Here is a 16107-nt window from a genome sequence, read left to right as displayed (position 1 = left end):
GGCCCCCCGCCCGGGTCCCGCCCCACTGCGACGCACCTGTGACGCACCCGACGCTGTGCGGGCCTAGAACGCCGGACGCTCCGGGTCCAGGTCGGCGCGGCCCTCGTGGGGGGAGGAGGCCTCCGCGAAGTGGCGGCGCGGGATGCGGCCCGCGCGGCGGGCGAGGCGGCCGGCCTCGACCGCGTGCCGCATCGCCGCGGCCATCAGCACGGGTTCCTGCGCCCGCGTCACCGCCGACGCCAGCATCACCGCCGCGCACCCCAGCTCCATCGCGAGCGCCGCGTCCGACGCCGTGCCCGCCCCCGCGTCGAGGATCACCGGCACCCCCGCCCGCTCCACGATGAGCTCGAAGTTGTGCGGGTTGCGGATGCCGAGCCCGGAGCCGATGGGAGAACCGAGCGGCATGATCGCCGCGCACCCCACGTCCTCCAGCTTCCGCGCGAGCACGGGGTCGTCGTTGGTGTAGGGCAGCACGGTGAAGCCCTCGTCCACGAGGTTCTCCGCCGCGTCGAGGAGCTCCACCGTGTCCGGCAGCAGCGTCCGCTCGTCCGCCACGACCTCCAGCTTGATCCAGTCGGTGCCGAGGGCCTCCCGGGCGAGCCGGGCCGTCAGGACGGCCTCGCCCGCCGTGAAGCAGCCCGCCGTGTTGGGCAGGACGCGGATGCCGAGCCGCTCCAGGACGGAGAGGACCGAGCCCCGCACCGTCGGGTCCAGACGCCGCATGGCGACGGTGGTCAGCTCCGTACCGCTCGCGACGAGGGAGCGCTCCAGGACGTCCAGGCTGGGCGCGCCGCCCGTCCCCATGATGAGACGGGAGGAGAACTCCGTACCGCCGAGGACGAACACGTCGTCGGACATCGCGTTCAGCCCCCCTGCACCGCGGTGAGGACCTCGACCCGGTCGCCGTCGCCGAGCAGCGTCGCCGCCCACGCGCCGCGCGGCACGACGGTCTCGTTGACGGCCGCCGCCACACCGGTGGGCGCCGTGGTCAGGGTGGCGACGAGGGCGTCGAGGGAGACGGGGCCGTCCAGGACCCGGGCCTCTCCGTTCACGGACACGTTCATACGGGCTGCTCCTGTCGTACGGGAGGGGCGGAGGAGAAACGGAGGGGGGAGAAGGGGCGCGCCACGCCGGGGAGGACGCCCGTGGTGAGCACCTCCGCCATGACGTCGCCGGTGACGGGGGTGAGCAGCACCCCGTTGCGGTAGTGGCCGGTGGCCAGGTGGAGGCCGGGCAGGGCGCTCGGGCCGAGCATCGGCGCGTTGTCGGGCGAGCCGGGGCGCAGCCCGGCGAGGGTCTCGGTGAGCGGCAGCTCGGTCAGCCCGGGGACCAGTTCGTGGGCGTCCCGCAGCAGCTCGTACACCCCGCCCGCCGTGACGGTGGTGTCCCAGCCGAGCTCCTCGCTGGTGGCGCCGACGACCAGCTCGCCGTCGGCGCGGGGCACGAGGTAGACGTGGCTGCCCCGGACCACGGCCCGCACGGTCCGGGAGAGGAAGGGGGCGTACGCGGGCGGCACCCGCAGCCGCAGCACCTGCCCCTTCACGGGGCGCACCGGCGGCAGCACCTCCTCCGGTACGCCGGCGAGCCGCCCGCTCAGGCTGCCCGCGGCCAGCACCACCTGACCGGCGGCGAGCTCCCCGCCGCCCTCCAGGACGACACCGGACGCCCGGTCCCGTACCACCACCAGCCGCTCGGCGCGGGCGCGGTGGAGGACCACCCCGGCCCGTTCGCAGGCGACGACGAGCGCGGCGGCGAGCCGGCGGGGGTCGACCTGGTGGTCGCCGTCGACCCGGAGGCCGCCGCGCACGCCGGGCGCCAGCATCGGCTCCAGGCGCCGGCACTCCCGTCCGCTCAGCCACGCGGACGTCAGTCCGCAGCGGGTCTGCAGGGCGTGCAGTTCGCGCAGGTGGGCCCGGTCGTCGGCGTCGAGCGCGACGGCGAGGGTGCCGCAGGCGCGGTAGCCGACGCCGTGGCCGGCGGCCTCCTCCAGCTCGGCGACGAACGCGGGATAGCGCGCGGCGGAGGCGAGGTTGAGACCCAGCAGGGTCTCCTCGCCGTAGTGCAGTTCGGTGACGGCGGCGAGCATCCCGGCCGCGACCCGGGCGGCCCCGCCGCCGGGCTCCGGGTCGACGACCGCGGTGCGCAGCCCGCGCCGCGCCCCCCGCCAGGCCGTGACCAGGCCGATGATGCCGCCCCCGACCACGAGGACATCGGAAGAACGCATGGGCGTCCAGCCCCTCCCTTCGCCGGCATGACCCGGATCAGGTTCGTACGGTCGGAGGCCGGCCAGCCTCCCTCTCAGCCCGGTGCGTCCGGGCTCCCGCGAGTGCTTCACGTCGGTGGCCAGACTAACCCCCGCCCCCGGGGACCGGTACAGCCCGCCCCCCGGCGGCGCGGTCTCGCGGGCCCCTCACCGGGCGGCGCCCCGCTGACTGACATGCCGTCAGATGCGTATGGTGGTCCGGTGAGCGAGCACAAGCAGACCCCGCGGCACGTCGTCGTCGCCGGAGCCGGGATGGCGGGCGTGCAGACCGCCGTCGCCCTGCGCGAGCAGGGCTTCACCGGCACGGTGACCCTGATCGGCGCCGAACCCCACCAGCCCTACGACCGCCCTCCGCTCTCCAAGGCGGTCCTCCTGGGCAAGGCCGAGGGCTCCGCCTTCGACATCGACTTCGCCGACCTGGACATCGACCTCCGGCTCGGCCTGGAGGCCGTCGCCCTGCGCCCCGGCGACCGCGAGATCGACACCGGGGCCGGGCCCGTCCCGTACGACGCCCTGGTGATCGCCACCGGCGCCCACCCGGTCATCCTGCCGGGCGCCGAGGGCGTCCCCGGCGTCCATCTGCTGCGCACCCTGGACGACGCCGTACGCCTCGCCCCCGTCCTCGAACGGCGGCAGACCGTCGTGGTCGTCGGCGCCGGCTGGATCGGCGCCGAGTTCGCCACCGCCGCCCGCGAGGCGGGCTGCGCCGTCACCGTGGTCGAGGCCGCCGAACGGCCGCTCGGCGACGCCCTGCCCGCCGAGGTCACCGCCTTCATGGCCGGCTGGTACGCCGAGCGCGGCGCCGAACTCCTCACCCACGCGCGCGTGGCGGCCGTCCGGCCCGGCGCCGTCGTCCTCGACGACGGCCGCGAACTCGCCGCCGACGCGGTCGTCGTCGGCATCGGCGCCCGTCCCACCACCGGCTGGCTCGCCGGCTCCGGGATCGCGCTCGACCCGGACGGCGCCGTCACCGCCGACGACCGGCTGCGCACCTCCCTGCCCGACGTGTACGCCGTCGGCGACTGCGCCTCCTTCCCCTCCGCCCGCTACGGCGCCCGGCTCCTCGTCCACCACTGGGACAACGCCCTCCAGGGCCCGCGCACGGTCGCCGCCGACATCCTGGGCGCGCTGCCGGAGCCGTACGACCCGGTGCCGTACTTCTGGTCCGAGCAGTTCGGCCGGTTCGTCCAGTACGCGGGACGCCACGCGGACGCCGACGGGACGGTGTGGCGAGGGGACCCCTCCTCGGAGGCCTGGAGCGTGCTGTGGCTGCGCGGGGGAGTGCCCGTCGCCCTGCTCGCGGTTGGCCGGCCCCGCGACCTGGCCCAGGGGCGCAAGCTCATCGAGAGCGGCACACCCGTCGACCCGGAGCGCGCCTCCGACCCGGCCGTCCCCCTGAAGGCGGCCGTCCGGTAGGGCCCGACTACCGGCTGTCGGTCCGGGATGGCACGCTTGTCCCGTGACCGAGATTGACGAAAAGATCGATGCTCTCGTCCCCGCGTGGCTCTACCTCCCCGACATCGCGGAGATGCTGGACGTCGAGGTGACGCGTGTCCGGCAGCTGGTCAAGGACGGCCAGCTCATCGCCGTACGCCGCGGGGAGAACAAGGCCCTGCAGGTGCCTGCCGCCTTCATCCAGGGCGACAAGGTCGTCAAGGGCCTCGCCGGCACCCTGACGCTGCTGCGGGACGACGGCTTCACCGACGAGGAAATGCTGGAGTGGCTGTTCACTCCGGACCCGAGCCTGCCGGGCACGCCCGCGCAGGCGCTCGCCGAGAACCGCGGCACGGAGGTGAAGCGCCGCGCCCAGGCGCTCGCCGTCTGACCCGCCGGAACGGCGTCCCCCGCGCGGGACGGCGCTGACGCGACCGGTGACGCCCCGCCCCCCGCCCAGGGGGCGGGGTGTCGTGCCTCGCCGCGCCGGTCCCGCCCCCGGCACCGCGAGACCCCCACCGGCGTCCCGCCCCGCCCGTACCCGCTACCGTGGCGGCCGCGCGGCTCGACACCAGCGACAGATCCAGCAGCGGGCGCGGCGGTGGGCCATCGGTCGGCGTCGTGCCGGCACCACCCGATGGGGGTACCCAGCCATGCCCACACCTCGTGAGCGACTCGCCGACGCCCGGCTCTACCTGTGCACCGACGCGCGCAAGCGGCAGGGCGACCTGCCCGAGTTCCTCGACGCCGTGCTCTCCTCCGGCGTGGACGTCGTCCAGCTGCGCGACAAGGGCATGGAGGCCGCCGAGGAGCTGGAGCACCTCGCCGTCCTCGCCGACGCCTGCCGGCGCCACGGCACGCTCCTGGCCGTGAACGACCGGGCCGACGTGGCCCACGCGAGCGGCTCCGACGTCCTCCACCTCGGCCAGGGCGACCTGCCCGTGCCCGCCGCCCGGGCGATCCTCGGCGACGAGGTGCTCATCGGCCGTTCCTGCCACGCGGAGACCGAGGTGGCCGCGGCCGCGGCCGAGCCCGGCGTGGACTACTTCTGCACCGGCCCCTGCTGGCCCACGCCCACCAAGCCCGGCCGGTACGCGCCGGGCCTCGGCCTCGTCCGGTACGCGGCGGGCCTCGCCCAGGACCGCCCCTGGTTCGCCATCGGCGGCATCGACGCGACCAACCTCGACGAGGTCCTGGACGCCGGCGCGCGCCGGATCGTCGTCGTCCGGGCGATCACGGAGGCCGACGACCCGGCCGCCGCGACCGCCGCCCTCGCCCGGCGCGTCCGCGAGCGGGCCGGCACGGCGGCGTAGCGCCCGGGAGGGACCGGACACGGCCCAGGGGCGGAACCCGGCTCCGCCCCGGCCCGGTTTCCGCTGTCCGAAAAGCTGTCCATCCCTCGGACGTCGGGTACGCCGCTTCCCGGACCGCGTCTAACCTGCCGGTATGGCCCTTGGAACCGCTTCCGTCCGCTCGGACCGCGCCCGCACGGTCCGCGAGATCCTCGCCTCCGGCAGCACGTCGTACTCCTTCGAGTTCTACGCGCCCCGGACCGAGAAGGGCGAGCAGGTCCTCTGGAACGCCATGCGCCGCGTCGAGGCGGTCGGCCCGAGCTTCGTCTCCGTCACCTACGGCGCCGGCGGCTCCACCCGGGGCGGCACCGTCAAGGCCACCCAGAAGATCGCCTCCGACACCACGCTCACGCCCGTCGCCCACCTCACCGCCGTCGACCACTCCGTCGCGGAGCTGCGCAACGTCCTGGGCCAGTACGCCGACGCCGGCATCCGCAACATGCTCGCGCTGCGCGGCGACCCGGCCGGCGACCCGCTGGGGGAGTGGGTCGAGCACCCCGAGGGGGTCCGCTACGCCGCCGACCTGGTCCGGCTCATCAAGGAGTCCGGCGACTTCTGCGTGGGCGTCGCCGCCTTCCCGGAGATGCACCCCCGCTCCACCGACTGGGACACGGACATCCGGCACTTCGTGGACAAGTGCCGCGCCGGCGCGGACTACGCCATCACCCAGATGTTCTTCGATCCGGAGAAGTACCTGCGGCTCCGCGACAGCGTCGCCAAGGCCGGCTGCGACACCCCGATCATCCCCGAAGTCATGCCCGTCGTGAACGTGAAGACCCTGGGCCGGCTGCCCGAGCTGAGCAACGCCGCCTTCCCCGCGGACGTGAAAGAGCGGATCCTCGCGGTCAAGGACGATCCCGCCGCTGTACGCTCCATCGGTATCGAGTTCGCGACGGAGTTCTGCGCGCGGCTGCTCTCCGAGGGTGTCCCCGGACTGCACTTCATCACGCTGAACAGCTCCACCGCGACGCTCGAGATCTACGAGAATCTCGGACTGCACCAGCAGTCGTGACCGGTCGTACCCGCCCCGACCCGCGGCGGTGACCGTGGAGAGGGGCGGCGGGGCATGGGGTGGACGGTCCTCTACATCGCGTTCGGTGTGGTGGCGCTCTGGCTGCTGGGCGAGGTGCTCCTCCAGTACAAGGCGCGACTGCGCTGGCGTCTCCTCGCCTTCGCGGGATTCCTCGGCGTGGTCGTGGGCGTGCTGCTGCCCTCGGTCCTGGTCATCGTCCTCGGCGCCCTCGCGTTCGCCGTCGGCCAGACCTATGTGACGCTCTCCTTCCGGCGCGGCTTCTCCACCGGCTGGGCGATCGGCGGCAACCCCGGCGCGAGCCGCCGCCGCCGGTCCGGCGGGTCCGGGCGGCGCGGGGCGACCCTGGAGGTCACCGAACTCTCGTACGACGGCGAGGGCGAGGGCGGGTCCGGCGCCCCGGACGGCGCCGGGGCCGCGCGGGGCGGCGAGCCGGGGAACACCGAGGTGTACGAGCCCCTGCCGATGCCCGACGAGACGGGCCAGTACGCCGTGTACGCGCCCGCCGGCGGCGACGCCCGAAATGACGCGGGCGCGTACGACCCGACGGCGCCGTACGGGGCCCCGGGGCAGGACGGTCACGCCGCGGCCCCCGGCCAGGACGGGCTCACGGGCCAGGGCGGCTACGACGGCTTCCCCGCCGAGTACGCCCCGCAGCCGGCCTACGACTACGGCACCGGCGACGGGCAGCAGCAGTACGCCGCCTACTCCGACCCGTACATCGGCCCCGGCACCGACGGCCAGCAGTACACCCCGTACTACGGCGACCCCTACGCCCCGTCCTACACCTACGACACGCCGCCCGGCGGCGTGTGGGTCCCCCAGCAGCGCGACGCCGAGCCCGAGCCGCCGCAGCCGCACGCCCCGGAGGCGTACGGCCACGAGCAGCAGCTCCCGGACGACCGGTCGCCGTACCGCTACTGAGCCGGCGTCCGGGCGGCCGTACGGGCCCGCCCGGTCACCGGGAGCCGCGGAAGTCCTCACCCTCCACGACGAGGCCCGCGACCAGCGCGCCCGACATGCCCGCGTGGGCGAGCCCGCCGCCCGGATGCGACCAGCCGCCCGCCAGGTACAGGCCCGGCAGCGGGGACAGGTTCGCGGCGGGCAGCAGCCGGCCCCCGGCGCCCGCCAGCGCGGGGCCCGGCACCTCGGCGCAGCCCGTGTCCCGCAGCACGTCCTCCGGGGTGCGCACGTGCCGCCACAGGAGCCGCCCGGCGAGCCCGGGAACCGCCTGACCGGCCGCCGCCACCATCGCGTCGGCGACGGCCTCCCAGTCCCGCTCACGCCCCAGCCGCACGGTCGCGGTGACCGTCACCGCCTCGTGCCCGTCGTCGGGCCGCAGCGCCGGATCGTCCGGCCGCAGCACGGTCACCGCCGGCCGCCCGCCCCCGCCGTGCACGACCGTGCGGTGGACGGCCTCCGGCTCCCGTGCCCCGCGCAGGGCCAGACAGACCGTCACCCGGCCCGTTCCCAGCCGCTGATGGCGGGGCACGTCGTCGTCCTCCCGCTCCCACGCGACCACGTGGTCGCGGTACAGCGCGGGGACGGGGGCGCCGGAGACCACGTGGTCGGCCTCCACCGCCTCACCCGTCGCGAGCCGCACACCGGCCGCCCGCCCGTCCTTCTCCAGGACGTCCGCCACCGCCGTACCGAAGACGAACTCCACCCGCCGCTTCCGGCACCGCTCGTACACGGCCTCGGCGAGCGCCCGCAGGCCCCCGCCCACGTACCAGCTCCCGAAGGTCTGCTCCATGTACGGCAGGACCGCGGCCGAGGCGGGGGCGGTGGCCGGATCGAAACCGTACGACCAGGCGTACGCGTCGAGCAGGGCCGCGAGGCGCGGGTCGCGCAGCTCGCGGGACCCGATCCCGGCGAGCGTCGTCACAGGCCGTCGCAGGAGGCCCGTGCGCAGCGCCGGGTACGGCTCCCGGGCCAGGGGGGCGGGGTCGGCGGGCTGCGGCTCCTCCAGGAGAGGTCGACGGGTCCGGTCCCAGGCCTCGCGGGCCCGTACCAGGAAGTCGCCCCAGCGCTCGCCCGCGCCCGTCCCGAGCGCCGCGTCGAGGGCGGCGACCGTCCCGGCTCGGGAGGCGTTCGGCAGATCGACCCGGGTGCCGTCCGCGAAGACGTGCCGGGCCGCCGGGTCGACCTGCGTCAGCGTGACGCACTCCTCCAGCGGCTCCTTGCCGGTCTTCACGAACAGGTCCCGGTAGACGGCGGGCAGGTGCAGCAGCCCCGGCCCGGTGTCGAAGGAGAATCCGTCCCGCTCGAACCGTCCGACCGCCCCGCCGTACGTGTCCGTCCGCTCGTACACCGTCACCCGGTGGCCCGCCACGGCCAGCCGGGCCGCCGCCGCCATGGCGCCGAGGCCGGCGCCGATCACCACAATCCGTGCCATGTCAGCGACCCTATCCGGCGGCCGGGCCCGGCCCGCAGGCCGGGACGGCCCGGCGGTCAGCGGCCGGCCCCGTCCCCTCCGGGTGGTCGCCGGCGCGCCCCGGTGGACGCGAGCCGGCGCTCCTCGCGGCGCTGCGCCCGCCGGCGCAGGAAGCGGCGGATCCGGCTCGCGAGGAAGACCAGTGCCGCCAGGCCGAGGACGAGCAGCACGGCCGCGATCACGGCCGCCGCCACCGGGTGGAACACGGCGAAGGTGATGATCCCGGCCACGCCGAGGTCCTCGGCCAGACTGAGGGCGATGTTGGAGACGGGCTCCGGCGAGGTGTTGACCGCCATCCGCGTCCCGGCCTTGACGAGGTGGCTCAGCAGCGCGGTCGACCCGCCCACCGCACCCGCCGCGAGCTCGGGCAGCGACCCGTTCTGCCCGGCCAGCAGCGCCCCCACGACGGCCCCCGCGACCGGCCGGATCACGGTGTGCACGGAGTCCCAGGCCGAGTCCACGTACGGGATCTTGTCCGCGACCGCCTCGCACAGGAAGAGGAGGCCCGCGACGACGAGGACGTCGGTGCGCTGCAGCGACTCGGGCACCTCGTCGGTCAGCCCGGTCGCGCCGAGGACGCCGAACAGCAGGACCACCGCGTAGGCGTTGATCCCGCTCGCCCAGCCGCTGGTGAACACCAGGGGGAGTACGGACACGCCCGCGATCGTAACCAGCACTGAGTATCCGTACCTAGGGCGCGAGATGAGTAGGTACGCGGATGGGCGTCCTCCGTCCGGGACGGGAGAGTGGAGCCCACGGAAGGAGCGCGGCTCCGACACCGCCGGCACGGGGCGGCGGAGCGGGGCCGCGCGCCTGCCGGTACCGGGACCCCGGGGGACGTGCGCGGGGGATGCGCGCGGGGGACCGGAACGGGGGACGGGGGGAACGGGGAAAGCGGAAGGCCGGTACGACGGGGCTCGGGGGGATCGAGCCTCGCCGGACCGGCCTCTTCGCGTTCCGCCGCCCGGGTTCGCCGCCCGGGTTCTCCCTCCCGGGGCGCGGCCGGCCGGGGTCACCCGTACGGGGCGGCGGGGTACGCCGGTCGGGGTCACCCGTACGGGGCGGCCGGGTGGCCGGGTCAGCGACCGCCGACCCGGCCGTGCAGGAGGCGGGAGAGCGCCGCGTGCACGTCGTCCAGGGAGCGCTCCCGCTGGAAGGCCTGCCAGTCGAGCGCCGCGACCAGCACCATCCCGACCAGGGCCGCCGCCGTCAGCGGCACGTCGATCTCCTCGCTCAGCTCCCCGGCCTCGACGCCCTCGCGCAGCACGCCCTCCACCACGGCGACGGCCTGCTGACGTACCACCAGGAGGGTGGAGTTCCAGGCCCGGTTGGTGCGCCAGAGCTCGGCCACGTACAGCTGGGTGAAGGCGGGGTACCGGTCGATGAAGACCAGCCCCGCCCGGATCATCGCGTCCAGCGCGTCGACCCGGCTGCCGCCGCGTGCGGAGGTCTCCTCGGCGGCCGTCCGCAGCGAGGCCGCGAGGAGCGAGACGCCGTGCCGCAGCAGCTCCTCGAACAGCTCGGTCTTGCTCTTGAAGTTGTAGTAGACCGTGCCCTTGGCGACCCCGGCGCGTTCGGCGATCTCGTCCACCGTCGTCGCGGAGAACCCCTGCTCCGCGATGAGGGTGACGGCCGCCTCGTAGAGCTTGGCGCGGGTGGCCTGGCGCCGGGTGCTGCTGCTGTCCATGGGGTCGATTCTCACAGGTCGGCGGGGGCCGTGGCCCCGGCGCGGGCGATCGTGGCGCTCACAGCGTGAGCTCGGGGTGGAGCCGGTCCAGCGTCCAGACCTGCCGCTTGCGGGCGGAGACCGCCGTCAGGGCCAGGGCCCCGAGGGTGAACGCGGCCAGAACCGCGCAGGCCTCCCAGACGGGGGCGATGCCGCCGCCCGTGATCAGCCGGCGCAGCGCCTCCACGACGTAGGTCATCGGCAGGAACGGGTGGACGGCGTTGAAGAAGCCCGGGCTGGTCTGGACGGGGTACGTGCCGCCCGCCGAGGTCAGCTGGAGCATCAGCACGGCCAGGACCAGGATGCGGCCGGCCGCGCCGAAGCGGGCGTTGAGCCATTGGATGATGGCTGCGAAGCAGCAGGTCACGAGGGCGAGGAAGCCGACCGTGCCGGCTGCCCTGGCCATCTGGAGGCCGAGCCCCCAGTGCAGGACCGACATCAGGGCGGCGACCTGCAGGACGCCGATCGCCGCCACCGGGAACCAGCCGGCGAGCGCGATCCGCCAGGCGGAGCCGCCCGCGGCCAGGGCACGGCGGTTCAGCGGCTGGATGATCATGTAGGCGACCATCGCGCCGACCCAGAGGGAGAGCGGGATGAAGTACGGGGCGAAGCCCGTGCCGTAGTTCGGCGCCTTGTGCAGGGACTGGGCGGCGAGCTTGACGGGGTCGGCCATGACCTCCGTACGCCGGTCGCGGTCGGGCTTGTCGTAGTCGGGGATCTTCTCCACGCCGTCGTGGAGCCCGACGGCGAGGTCGCCGGAGCCGTCGGCCAGCTTGAACAGGCCGCCGTCCAGGTCGCCCGCGCCCTTCGTGAGCTTGCCGATGCCCGAGTCCAGACGGTTCGAGCCGGCCTTGGCGTCGGTGATGCCGGTGTGCAGCTTGTCCGCGCCGTCGGCGACCTTCCGCGCGCCCGCGTTCAGCTCGTTGATCTTCCGGATGGCGTCCGCGACGTCCTGGTCGAGCCGGGGGGAGCGGGCGGCGAGCTCGTCCGCCTGCCGCACCAGCGTGGCGAGCCGCGCGTCCAGCGTCTTCAGGTCGCCGTTGCTGTCCTTGGTCAGCTCGTGCACGTCGTCCGCGATGGTCGCGACGTCGTGCGCGGAGACCACGGCCTCCTTCAGCCGCTCGCACAGTGCCGTGTCCGGGGTGGGGTTCACCTCGCACTCCTGGCGGTGGAAGGCCGTCAGGGCGGTGTCGGCCTTGTGCGCGCCGCTGCGGACGAGGGGGCCGCGCCGGACCAGGTCCTCCAGGTCGTGGCGGGCGGCCGTGGCGGAGTCGGAGACCAGCCGCGCGGTGTCGCGGATCGACTTGCCGTTGTTCGCGAGGTACGGGCGCACCTTGTCGGCGGTGCCGTTCACCTTGTCGGCCAGGGCCTGGGTGCCGTCCGCGACCTTGCGGGAGCCGTGCTCCAGGTCCTTGGCGCCCTTGTCGAGCTTCTTCAGGCCGCCGGCCAGGTCGCCGCTGCCCTTCTTGGCCGTCCTGAGGCCCTCGGCCAGGTTCTCCGAGCCCTTCTTCGCCTTGTCGACACCCTTCTTGAGGTCGGCGGCGCCCTTCGCCGCCTTCGCGGTGGCGTCGTGGATGTCCGAGAAGGAGATGAAGATCTTGTCGAGGAAGGTCCGCGAGGACTTCGTGGAGGCGGCGGTGCGCACCTCGGAGAAGACCGTCCGCGAGATCTGGCCGACGATGTAGTTGTTCGCGTCGTTCGTCCGGACCTGGAGCGCGCCGGTCTCGGGCGCGTCACCGGAACTGGAGGCGATGCGCGCGCTGAAGTCGGCGGGCATGGTGAGCGAGAGGTAGTAGCGGCCCTCCTCGACGCCCTCGCGGGCCTCGGCGTCGCTCACCCGGTGCCACTCGAAGGTCTCGCTCTCCAGGAGGCCCTCGGTGATGTCGTCACCGGCGTTGACCTGCTTGCCGTCGGTGGTGGCACCCCGGTCCTCGTTGACGAGGGCGACGGGGATCTTGTCGAGCCTGCTGTACGGGTCCCAGAAGGAGTACAGGTACAGGGCGCCGTAGAGCAGTGGCAGCAGCAGGATCGCGACGAGCGCGGCGCGCGGCAGCTTGCCCCTGCCGAAACGCTTCAGCTCAAGCGCGGCCAGTTTCGGCGAGCGCATCGGCCGCCCCCTCCTCGTTCTCGTCGGCGTTCGGGCCGGTGGGTTCGTTCGGTTCGGCGGGGTCCTGGGCGTCCTCCGCGGCTTCCGCCTCGGAGCCGGCGGCGGCCTTCTCGGCCTTCGGTGACGTCTCGGCCTTCACGGTCTTCTCGGCCTTCGCTGTCTTCACGGTCTTCACGGCTGGGGCCGTGCCGGCCTTCTCCGCCCCGGGGGCGCCTCCGCCGGGCGCGCCGGGCGCGTCGGCCGGGTCGGGTCCGGTCGCCGCCACGGTGGTGATCCGCAGGGCGTCCGCGGGCGCCTCACTGCACACGGCGAGGACGGTGGTCCCGGACTCGGCGACCGACCGCAGCAGGGCCCAGGCCTCCGTACGGTCGGCGCCCGACAGCTTCAGGTCCGCGTCGTCCACGCCGAGCAGCCGGGGCCGGCCGATGAGGGCCAGGGCCACGGACAGGCGCAGCGCCTCCAGCCGCTCCAGATCGCGCACGGACGTCCGCTCGCCCTTCGGGAGGGAGCCGAGGTCCAGGCCGGCGGCGGCCAGGGCCGCGTCGATCCGGGCCCGCGCCTCGGCCGCCCGCTCCGAGGGGCGGCGCAGAAGGGCTCGTACGGAACCGTCGAAGCGGCGCTGGAGCAGCACCCGTTCCCGCAGGTGCTCGGCGACCGTGAAGGCCGGGTCGAGCTCGCTGACGCCGGGGACGTGGCCGAGCGCGGTGATCCGGCGCACCGCCGCCATCTTGCGCGGCAGGGGGAGGCCGCCGACCTCGGCGCCGCCCTCCTTGGCCTTCATCCGGCCGGTCAGCGCCAGCAGGAGGGAGGTCCGGCCGCTGCCGGACGGTCCCTCGACCGCGATCAGTGCCCCGGCGTCCGCGCGGAAGGAGACCCCGCGGAAGACCCAGCCGCGCGGGCCCTTCAGTCCGAATCCGTCCGCGACGACGGCGGCGCCGTGCGGCTGCCCGTCGGCTTCCGCTCCCACGGACCCACCCCCCGTTCTCTTTTGAACTGACTGGTCAGTGCAAAAGCTAGCACGCGCCCCGTTGTTGCCGTCGCGCCGCCCGGCGGGGAGGCAGTTTTGGATCGCACAGTCCAATACGTGCTAACGTGTCGTCATGGCACGACCGAGGACGTTCGACGAGGAGCGCGCCCTGGACGGGGCCCTGCGCCTGTTCTGGGAGAACGGCTACGAGGCCACCTCGACCCAGGAGTTGTGCGAGGCCACCGGGCTCGGCCGCAGCAGCATCTACAACACCTTCTCCAGCAAACACGCCCTGTTCGTACGGGCGCTGGCGCGCTATCTCGACGCGATGGCCGACCGTCAGGCCCGCATCCTGGACGATCCGGCCCGGCCGGTGGGTGCCCGCCTGCGGGAACTGTTCGCCTCCGTCATCGACACGGAGGAGGCCAACCGCCGAGGCGGCCGGGGGATCGGCTGCTTCGGCGTCAACAGCAGTGCCGAGCTGGCGGGCCGGGACCCCGAGGTCGCCGGACTCCTCCGGCGCGACCTGGAGCGGCGGCACGCCGACCTGAGCGGCGCCCTGGCGGCCGGGCAGCGCGCCGGGGAGGTGTCCCGGGCGCGCGAGGCGGGCGCGTACGCGTCGTACCTCAACGCGGTCATCGCCGGCATGCGCGTCTCCGCCCAGAACGGAGCCGACCGCGCCACGCTCGAAGCGGTCGCCGACACCGCCCTGGGCGCGCTGGCGCCCTGACGGCTGCCGTCCGGCGCCGCTCCGGGCGGGTCCGGTCCCCGCTCCTGCCCTAATTTTGTACTGATCTATCCAAAACGAAGGGTGACCACCCATGCCACGCGCCGTGTACGTGCTGGCCCTCGGCATCTTCGCCATGGTGACCAGCGAGTTCGCCGTCGCCGGTCTCATGCCCCCCATGGCGGAGGGCCTGGGCGTGACCATCCCGCAGATCGGCTACCTCATCACCGCCTTCGCCGTCGCGATGGCCGTCGGCGGGCCGTTCCTGACCGTCGCCGTCATGAAGCTGCGCCCCAGGCCCGCCCTGCTCGTCCTCTTCGCGGTCTTCCTCGCCGGCAACGCGCTGGCGGCGACCGCGACCGGTTACGGCGCCATGCTGACCGCCCGCGTCATCACCGGCGTCGCCTCCCAGGCGTTCTTCGGCGTCGCCATCTCCGTCTGCTCCGCCCTCACCCGCGAGGAGATCCGCGGCCGGGCCATCGCCGTCGTCATGAACGGCCTCATGCTCGGCACGCTGCTCGGCCTGCCCATGGCGACCTTCGTCGGGGGCCGTCTGGGCTGGCGCGCCGCCTTCTGGGCCATCACGGCGCTCGCCCTGATCGCCGCCCTCGTCACCGCCGCCGGTGTGCCGAGGCTCGACCGGCCCGCCGGCACCACCGGGGCCGTCCGCGAGGAGATCCGCGTCTTCGGGAAGCCGCGCCTGTGGCTGGTGCTCTCCACGAGCACCTTCATCATCGGCGCCACCTTCGCCGCCTTCAGCTACTTCACCCCGATCCTCACCGAGGTCACCGGATTCGACGCGGGCACCGTCCCGCTCCTGCTGATCGCCTACGGAGCCGCCACCGTCGTCGGCAACACCGTCGTCGGCCGCCTCGCCGACCGGCACACCGTCGGCGTCCAGGCCGCCGGCCTCGGACTCAACGTCCTGTTCCTGGCCGCGTTCGCCCTCCTCGCCGACAGGGGCGCCGCGGCCGTGGCCCTCATGATGGGCATCGGCCTGGTCGGCGTGACCATGAACCCGGCGATGGCGCTCCGCGTCCAGCGCGCCGGCAACTCCGGCCCCCTGGTCAACACCGTCCACTCCTCCTTCATCACCCTCGGCGTGATCCTGGGGTCCTTCCTGGGCGGGGTCTTCCTCACGCACTTCGGTCTGCGCGCACCGCTCTGGCTCGGCGCCGCCCTGGCCGTGCTGGGGCTGTTCACCCTCCTTCCCGAAGGCAGCCGCAGTCGCGGTCGGCGGGAGTCCGCGCGGCCCGCCGTCCCCGGCGCCGCCGCTGACGCCCCGGTCCCGGTGGGCGTCACGGGTTCCGGCGAGGCCTGACGCGCCGCCCCGACCGGGCGGGCGGCGGGGCGCGACCCGGGCGCCCGCCATGCCCGCCACCCGCCCGGCCACGGTGCCTGCCGCCCGAAAAGCGCAGGTCAGGGTAATTGTCAGTGGTGGCCTGCACGATGGGCACATACGGCCACAGTGCCGTCACACGACGACAGGAGGCTCGTCATGGCCAGCCCTTCCGCTGCCGCGTCCCGGCGCCGCCCGAGCGGCCACCCTGCCCCCGCACAGGTCGGACCCGCGTCCGACGTCCACCCCGTCCCCCGCCGTGACTCCGCCCCGCCCGCCGCCCTCGACCTGCTCGCCAAGGCCCGCGCGGGTCTCGCCGAGGCCGCCGCCCTCGACCGCCCCCACGAGCGGTACGCCACCGCGCACCTCGCCGCCCTGCGGGCCGCCGCCGCCGTGCTCGCCGCCCGGGCCAGGCCCCAGCCCCCGGCCGCCCGCAAACGGCAGCGCATAAGGAGCGCCTGGGAGCTGCTCCCCGAGCTCGCGCCCGAGCTCACCGAGTGGAGCGCCCTCTTCGCCTCCGGCGCCGAACGGCGCGCCCGCGCCGAGGCCGGCATCACCACCGCCGTCGGCCGGCGCGACGCCGACGACCTGCTCAGGGACGCCGCCCACTTCCTCCGCCTGGTCGAGCGGCTCCTCGCGCTCCGGCCGGTGCTGCCCCGCCAGGGCGGCCCCGGCGAGGCGGCCGGATGATCCACCGAGGACGGCCGAGGCCATAGGGTGGGGGCGTC

Annotated in this window: 16 protein-coding genes and 1 riboswitch; of the genes, 8 read left to right on the top strand and 8 right to left on the bottom strand. The window is 74.7% G+C overall.

Features of this window, described 5'->3' with window-relative positions; all coding sequences use genetic code 11:
• Positions 1 to 63: 63 nt before the first annotated feature.
• From ABTY40_RS08490 to thiO, 3 genes are all read right to left on the bottom strand, one after another.
• Entirely contained in the window at positions 64 to 858 is a 795-nt protein-coding gene (locus ABTY40_RS08490; protein WP_352058797.1) for a thiazole synthase, read from the bottom strand.
• A gap of 5 nt (positions 859 to 863) precedes the next feature.
• Positions 864 to 1064, bottom strand: coding sequence for a sulfur carrier protein ThiS (thiS, locus tag ABTY40_RS08485; RefSeq protein WP_345281157.1), 201 nt, complete (start codon positions 1062 to 1064; stop codon positions 864 to 866).
• Positions 1061 to 2224 carry a glycine oxidase ThiO gene (thiO, locus tag ABTY40_RS08480; RefSeq protein ID WP_352058796.1) on the bottom strand — a complete coding sequence of 388 codons (1164 nt, stop codon included), beginning with the start codon at positions 2222 to 2224 and terminating at the stop codon, positions 1061 to 1063. The genes thiS and thiO overlap by 4 nt, the downstream gene beginning before the upstream one ends.
• Positions 2222 to 2334: riboswitch (TPP riboswitch) on the bottom strand. (Overlaps the previous gene by 3 nt.)
• Positions 2335 to 2437: 103 nt before the next feature.
• Between thiO and ABTY40_RS08475 the strand changes: the two genes are divergently transcribed.
• The 5 genes from ABTY40_RS08475 to ABTY40_RS08455 all read left to right on the top strand — a co-directional run bounded on the left by ABTY40_RS08475 (position 2438) and on the right by ABTY40_RS08455 (position 7003).
• Positions 2438 to 3679: an NAD(P)/FAD-dependent oxidoreductase gene (locus ABTY40_RS08475; RefSeq protein ID WP_352058795.1), complete on the top strand. Its 1242-nt coding sequence runs from the start codon at positions 2438 to 2440 to the stop codon at positions 3677 to 3679.
• Positions 3680 to 3722: 43 nt separating this feature from the next.
• Positions 3723 to 4088: an Rv2175c family DNA-binding protein gene (locus ABTY40_RS08470; RefSeq protein WP_345281151.1), complete on the top strand. Its 366-nt coding sequence runs from the start codon at positions 3723 to 3725 to the stop codon at positions 4086 to 4088.
• A gap of 262 nt (positions 4089 to 4350) precedes the next feature.
• Entirely contained in the window at positions 4351 to 5010 is a 660-nt protein-coding gene (gene thiE / locus ABTY40_RS08465) for a thiamine phosphate synthase (protein WP_352058794.1), read from the top strand.
• A gap of 133 nt (positions 5011 to 5143) precedes the next feature.
• Complete coding sequence (gene metF / locus ABTY40_RS08460; RefSeq protein ID WP_345281147.1) at positions 5144 to 6061, top strand: methylenetetrahydrofolate reductase [NAD(P)H]; 918 nt, start codon at positions 5144 to 5146, stop codon at positions 6059 to 6061.
• Positions 6062 to 6115: 54 nt separating this feature from the next.
• Positions 6116 to 7003, top strand: a complete 888-nt coding sequence (locus tag ABTY40_RS08455) for a hypothetical protein (RefSeq protein ID WP_352058793.1) — start codon at positions 6116 to 6118, stop codon at positions 7001 to 7003.
• Positions 7004 to 7037: 34 nt separating this feature from the next.
• Here the strand turns inward: ABTY40_RS08455 and ABTY40_RS08450 are convergent, their stop codons facing one another.
• The 5 genes from ABTY40_RS08450 to ABTY40_RS08430 form a co-directional block, all read right to left on the bottom strand.
• Complete coding sequence (locus ABTY40_RS08450; RefSeq protein ID WP_352058792.1) at positions 7038 to 8474, bottom strand: phytoene desaturase family protein; 1437 nt, start codon at positions 8472 to 8474, stop codon at positions 7038 to 7040.
• Between the two features lie 56 nt (positions 8475 to 8530).
• Entirely contained in the window at positions 8531 to 9169 is a 639-nt protein-coding gene (locus ABTY40_RS08445) for a DUF4126 domain-containing protein (protein ID WP_352058791.1), read from the bottom strand.
• 422 nt (positions 9170 to 9591) lie between these two features.
• Positions 9592 to 10200, bottom strand: coding sequence for a TetR/AcrR family transcriptional regulator (locus ABTY40_RS08440; protein WP_352058790.1), 609 nt, complete (start codon positions 10198 to 10200; stop codon positions 9592 to 9594).
• Between the two features lie 58 nt (positions 10201 to 10258).
• The gene (locus ABTY40_RS08435; RefSeq protein WP_352058789.1) at positions 10259 to 12346 is read right to left on the bottom strand and encodes a YhgE/Pip family protein; all 2088 of its coding nucleotides are present in this window, start codon (positions 12344 to 12346) and stop codon (positions 10259 to 10261) included.
• On the bottom strand, positions 12318 to 13313 hold the full coding sequence (locus ABTY40_RS08430; protein WP_352058788.1) for an ATP-binding cassette domain-containing protein: 996 nt from the start codon (positions 13311 to 13313) through the stop codon (positions 12318 to 12320). The genes ABTY40_RS08435 and ABTY40_RS08430 overlap by 29 nt, the downstream gene beginning before the upstream one ends.
• A gap of 133 nt (positions 13314 to 13446) precedes the next feature.
• On the opposite strand from ABTY40_RS08430, the gene ABTY40_RS08425 reads away from it, so the two are divergent.
• From ABTY40_RS08425 to ABTY40_RS08415, 3 genes are all read left to right on the top strand, one after another.
• On the top strand, positions 13447 to 14043 hold the full coding sequence (locus tag ABTY40_RS08425; protein ID WP_352058787.1) for a TetR/AcrR family transcriptional regulator: 597 nt from the start codon (positions 13447 to 13449) through the stop codon (positions 14041 to 14043).
• A gap of 91 nt (positions 14044 to 14134) precedes the next feature.
• A complete protein-coding gene (locus tag ABTY40_RS08420; protein WP_352058786.1) occupies positions 14135 to 15361 on the top strand; it encodes an MFS transporter in 1227 nt (408 codons plus the stop codon).
• Positions 15362 to 15538: 177 nt separating this feature from the next.
• Positions 15539 to 16069, top strand: coding sequence for an SAV_6107 family HEPN domain-containing protein (locus ABTY40_RS08415; RefSeq protein ID WP_352058785.1), 531 nt, complete (start codon positions 15539 to 15541; stop codon positions 16067 to 16069).
• Positions 16070 to 16107 lie beyond the last annotated feature (38 nt).

It is taken from the genome of Streptomyces sp. NPDC126503 (assembly GCF_040302405.1).
GTDB classification, from domain to species: Bacteria; Actinomycetota; Actinomycetes; order Streptomycetales; family Streptomycetaceae; genus Streptomyces; species Streptomyces gulbargensis.
The sequence above is the reverse complement of the archived record's forward strand: the minus strand, read 5'-3'. Positions and strand labels throughout refer to the sequence as shown.

Coding starts and splice junctions, on each gene's coding strand:
- ABTY40_RS08490 (WP_352058797.1), bottom strand. CDS start 858: ATGTCCGACGACGTGTTCGTCCTCGGCGGTACGGAGTTCTCCTCCCGT.
- thiS (WP_345281157.1), bottom strand. CDS start 1,064: ATGAACGTGTCCGTGAACGGAGAGGCCCGGGTCCTGGACGGCCCCGTC.
- thiO (WP_352058796.1), bottom strand. CDS start 2,224: ATGCGTTCTTCCGATGTCCTCGTGGTCGGGGGCGGCATCATCGGCCTG.
- ABTY40_RS08475 (WP_352058795.1), top strand. CDS start 2,438: ATGCCGTCAGATGCGTATGGTGGTCCGGTGAGCGAGCACAAGCAGACC.
- thiE (WP_352058794.1), top strand. CDS start 4,351: ATGCCCACACCTCGTGAGCGACTCGCCGACGCCCGGCTCTACCTGTGC.
- metF (WP_345281147.1), top strand. CDS start 5,144: ATGGCCCTTGGAACCGCTTCCGTCCGCTCGGACCGCGCCCGCACGGTC.
- ABTY40_RS08455 (WP_352058793.1), top strand. CDS start 6,116: ATGGGGTGGACGGTCCTCTACATCGCGTTCGGTGTGGTGGCGCTCTGG.
- ABTY40_RS08450 (WP_352058792.1), bottom strand. CDS start 8,474: ATGGCACGGATTGTGGTGATCGGCGCCGGCCTCGGCGCCATGGCGGCG.
- ABTY40_RS08440 (WP_352058790.1), bottom strand. CDS start 10,200: ATGGACAGCAGCAGCACCCGGCGCCAGGCCACCCGCGCCAAGCTCTAC.
- ABTY40_RS08435 (WP_352058789.1), bottom strand. CDS start 12,346: ATGCGCTCGCCGAAACTGGCCGCGCTTGAGCTGAAGCGTTTCGGCAGG.
- ABTY40_RS08425 (WP_352058787.1), top strand. CDS start 13,447: ATGGCACGACCGAGGACGTTCGACGAGGAGCGCGCCCTGGACGGGGCC.
- ABTY40_RS08420 (WP_352058786.1), top strand. CDS start 14,135: ATGCCACGCGCCGTGTACGTGCTGGCCCTCGGCATCTTCGCCATGGTG.
- ABTY40_RS08415 (WP_352058785.1), top strand. CDS start 15,539: ATGGCCAGCCCTTCCGCTGCCGCGTCCCGGCGCCGCCCGAGCGGCCAC.